The 4447-nt window shown below is 39.2% G+C and carries 3 protein-coding genes; 2 read left to right on the top strand and 1 reads right to left on the bottom strand.

All coding sequences use genetic code 11. The features are described from left to right. Positions 1–245 precede the first annotated feature (245 nt). Positions 246–1946, bottom strand: coding sequence for a CotH kinase family protein (locus EKM76_RS12790; RefSeq protein ID WP_164507661.1), 1701 nt, complete (start codon positions 1944–1946; stop codon positions 246–248). Between the two features lie 449 nt (positions 1947–2395). Between EKM76_RS12790 and EKM76_RS12785 the strand changes: the two genes are divergently transcribed. Together EKM76_RS12785 and EKM76_RS12780 are read left to right on the top strand one after the other, a co-directional pair. Next, positions 2396–3616 (top strand): sensor histidine kinase, encoded by a 1221-nt coding sequence (locus EKM76_RS12785; RefSeq protein WP_125550959.1) that lies wholly within the window; start codon positions 2396–2398, stop codon positions 3614–3616. Continuing rightward, positions 3594–4211 (top strand): response regulator transcription factor, encoded by a 618-nt coding sequence (locus EKM76_RS12780; RefSeq protein ID WP_125550958.1) that lies wholly within the window; start codon positions 3594–3596, stop codon positions 4209–4211. Before EKM76_RS12785 ends, EKM76_RS12780 begins: the two co-directional genes overlap by 23 nt. The last annotated feature ends 236 nt before the right edge of the window (positions 4212–4447 follow it).

Below are 4447 nucleotides of genomic sequence, written 5' to 3'. Positions count from 1 at the left end.
TGGTTGAGGAAGGAATCGAATATTTCAATCACCACAATCGCTCAGCACAAAGAAACGGCCTCACCCCAGATGAATACTGGAGTGAAGCCGCTTAGAAACAGATTCAACTTTATATTATTTCATTTGTCAACTTGACAGGGCCTAGTGCAGTGTACGGCTTTTTTAGTGCTTTGCATTGGGTATTAAAAAATCATCCATTTAGCAAACTTCAGTTGAAATACCGGAGTGTACTAATGGATGATTTTTTATTTAAAATCGATGTCGAAACCCTGCAAAAGATTGCGATGATATGATTTGGCGATCGTATCATCAGACTTAGGTAAGTGCTGCTGTACAAAAGTGGTCACATGTTCTAAACTGCTAGTTCGACCAGTGGGACTGTGCCAAATGCTTTGATCAATTGCAAAGTTAGTGTCACCAATTTTAGCCATTGTTTGGCGGTAAGTATCGATCATGTGATCTTCACTGAGAACCGAATGCCGTAATTCTTGCCAACGGGCCTTGACCTCGCTAGGAAAGCAGGCGAAAATGCGCTTAAACAATGGCGATTGAATTTTATTGAAGACTGGGTGGGGGTTCGATAATAATTTACCGTCGGCATCAATGTCAAAACTGATATCTAGATCAATTAGCGAAAATAACCAATGTTGACCATCATAAGTGAAGACGGTCGTGTTGTGGGCTACGTTGTCAAACGCATCAATGGCACCAACAAACAAAATATAGTCGATTAAATTGAGCGGATCAAAGTAGTCTTTGGCATTTTCGTGAAATTCTTGATCGTCCGCCGTGTTGATGAATTTCATCAAGCGATTGGTATTGGTGAATAATTGCTGGTCAGCGGCAGTATGAGCAGACATTACTCCGAAATCAGAATCATTTAACCGTGCAGTTGGATTGGCGAAAGCGAGATCTTTGTTGTGGGCATAACCATTAAGCGCTAATAACATGATTTCGTCTTTATTGTGTGGATCGAGCTTGAGACTGGCAGCATCTAAGTAACTGGAAAGACTGTAAATACCGTAATTGACGCCATCGAAAAAGACATTGACTGGCTGAGTCTGAATCGTGCCCAGCATTTCTTGATCGCGGATCGTTGTCGGATAGACTTGCTCGGTGGCTAAAATTTCACGCCATAGGGCATAACCAGCGCCATTGCGGGAATGAGTTTGGTCGGTATAATCACCGCGTAATGAGAATTTACTGCGTGGTTGCCAAGTACCAAACTGAATTGGTTTCGGTGTGGCTTGCTCAAAATCGGCATAAAGTTCAAATTCAAAGTTTTTACGCTGAAAGTCTTTAGTGTAATTGCCTTGCACCGAAAATTTAATTTGTGCCAAATCACTTTCACCAGTTGCTTGGCGAATCGTCACGGTGCTTGATTTTGATTTTGTGTTAGCGCGGATGACAGGATTGCTGCCAATAAATAGTGTTGGTAATGGTTGCCCCAAGTTGCTTACCACCTGTGCGCTGACCCAAAAACTGACCCCGTTAACATAAAACTGGGTAAATTCTGCGTTGTCACTTCGGATAGCTTGAGCGGTCACAAGAACTTTTTGGCCAGCTAAGCGGTTTTTAGTGATATAGCCAAGCGGAATATGGTTGCGGCCCTTGGTTTGCGGGACGGCTTTAAAATATGGATAATCAATTTCAGGCTTCATTAATGTCGCTAATTGATTAGTGAGCTGAATTTTAGCGGTGAGCGTCGGTGGAATAATGCCGTCTTTCGGGATCCAAACATCCTTGCCATGCCAATTAAATTCAGCGAAGGTCATGCCGGTATTCAGCGTTGCTTCACGGGTAACATGAATCTGGGTGCCGTGTAACGGACGTGCATCATGATTGCCGGCCACGCCACCGTGGTTGTATGGCCAGATCATCCCTGGATAAAGCCCGTCAAAACGGGCGGTTTGATCGATTGCTGCTTCGTAATTTACTGCTAACATATTGTTAACATATACATCGTAATCGCTACCTGTCATAAAATCACCCTAACTATTATTTTCTATCTTAATTTTACCATTAATTGCCGAATTATAGGTGTTTTTTTGCTATTTTTAAATCGCTTTTATTGCCTTTAAAATAGTGATTATACGATAAAAAGTAACTTGATTACGCAATTAACTAATGTAGATGCTTTTAACTTAAATTTAAGCGACCAAAATATAATCGGCAGCGCGCTGACAGCTCAATAATTTAAAATAGCCGAAGTAATTACTATTGTAAATATTGCTTTAAAACTAATTAAAATCGTGTTTATTGGCACAGGAGTTTCACTGATTCTTTAGATGATTAGCTCAAAATAAACGAGATAGTTTAAATTAATTAGCTAATAAGAAAAAGTAATGTATACTTGTGCTGAAGTGACGGCTGAATTAGATAGGTGGTTAGGGCTATGAAAGAAAATGAATTAAAAACAATAAAAATTGAAATGTTTCACAAATTAAGAGCGACGGCGATTTTTTATGTTTGCGCCATATATTGTATTACCGCGACCGTAGAAATTATTTCCTTTGCGAATAAGACCGGTAATTGGTTGGCGACTGGCTTGTTTTTTGGCGCTATGTTACTGCAAATTTTGATGGTTTTCTATTTGAATAAATTAAAAATCATACTTGTCATTTTTGCGCAAATGGTCGTCACGATTGGTTCGTATTTACTGATTGGCAATCATCTGTTCATTATCATGGGGCTAGCGCCGGTTATTTTACTGGAAATTTGGAACTTTTTAGAAAATAATCTAAAAAAAATCATGTTAGCTCTGGTCGTTACTGTTTTTGCTGTCATATACAGCCAAAATATTTTTAGTAACTTCGACTGGGGGCGTACAATTCTTTTGCTGGAGTTAACGGGGTTTGTGGTTTTTGCGGCATTATACACGCAGACCGCATATACGCGGCAATTCATTGAACTAAAAAAAAGTCAGAAATTATTTGAACAATTAGAAATTGTCTATGATCAAGTCGAGCAAACAACGATCGAAGTAGAACGTGATCGGATCGCCCGTGATTTCCATGATTCAATTATTCAACAAATTATTGGTAATTTATTACATTTAGAAGCGACTGCTACAGCTATGAAAAATAACAAGGATCATAAAAAAAGTTTAATTGAAATTGAGCGTGTTATTGAACAATCACGTAAAATGGTGGTTGATTCACGCCTAATTGTTAAGGATCTAAAAGATGATCGGCGGATAAATTTGCAAACTAGAATTGATATTTTGAGTAGCTCCTTCCGGAAAAATTATCATTTAGACGTTATGAGTACGATAAAAGGTGATCCAAAATTTTCGCAGGAAATATTCTCGCAGCTCGAACGCATCATTCATGAGTGTTTAATTAATGTGGTTAAACACGCTAATGTATCTAATGTTGTCGTTTTTGGTGAGCCGCGTGGTGCTGGATATTGTTTGCGGATAATTGATTTTGGGACCGGTTTTGATGCTGATAAAATTGCAAAAAGTGACCTAAATTTTGGATTAAGAAATATCGCTGAACGGGTCAACTTAATTGCGGGAAATTTTGAAATTAAGTCAGTTAAAGGTGAAGGGACAACAATTATAATCGAGGTTCCGCTTGGAGGGACACAAGATGATAAGAATAATGATCGTTGATAATCATCCGATTTTTAGGGCAGGGTTAAAAGCTATCTTCGCAAATGAAGCTAGCTTCAAAATTGTGGCGGAAGCAGAAAATGGCCAAGTAGCTCTGCAAAAATTAACTTCGATTGCCGTTGACGTTATGCTGCTAGATATTCGGATGCCAGTACTGGACGGCCTTGCAACCTTGGAACGGGTCAAACGGTTATTTTCCATAACCAAGGTATGCATATTAACGACGTATCAGGATATTAAATCATTTAATCAAGCAATGGCGTTAGGTGCGGATGGCTTTTTACTGAAATACGCGTCGTCGCAGATGATTTTTCAAGCAGTTATCGATGCGCTGGATGAAAGAATGACAGTGTCGCCAGAATTATTAAAAAATGCAGTCGGTTATCGTAATGTGGAATACATTTTATCTGATGAGGATCTAGAAATTCTCACTCAAGTTGCTCGTGGGGAACATAATCAGGCGATTGCGAAAAAGCTACATTTTAGTGAGCGTACGATCAAGAATCATTTGACGAGTATTTACAATAAATTAAGTGTCGATAGTCGGGCTGGCGCAGTGGCCAAAGCGATGCAACTTAAGTTGATCAGACTCTAGAACTGCACGCTTTCAGAAAAAATAAGTACTGTAAATAATAAAAATCACAAAAAGGTCATCCAGTGTTCGACACTGAATGACTCTTTTTTTAGCCGAGTTTACAATTGAAGTGCAACACCCAATGAACTAGACCAACTATAGACAAAAAGGCCATGAAGACCTATTCTTATAATCGCCAAGAAAATAAGAGAGTAGGTGCCTTCATGACCCAATCCCAGAGTACCATGTCTAGCCAT

Source organism: Loigolactobacillus zhaoyuanensis (assembly GCF_003946385.1).
GTDB classification, from domain to species: domain Bacteria; phylum Bacillota; class Bacilli; order Lactobacillales; family Lactobacillaceae; genus Loigolactobacillus; species Loigolactobacillus zhaoyuanensis.
This window is presented reverse-complemented; position numbering and strand designations above follow the sequence as displayed.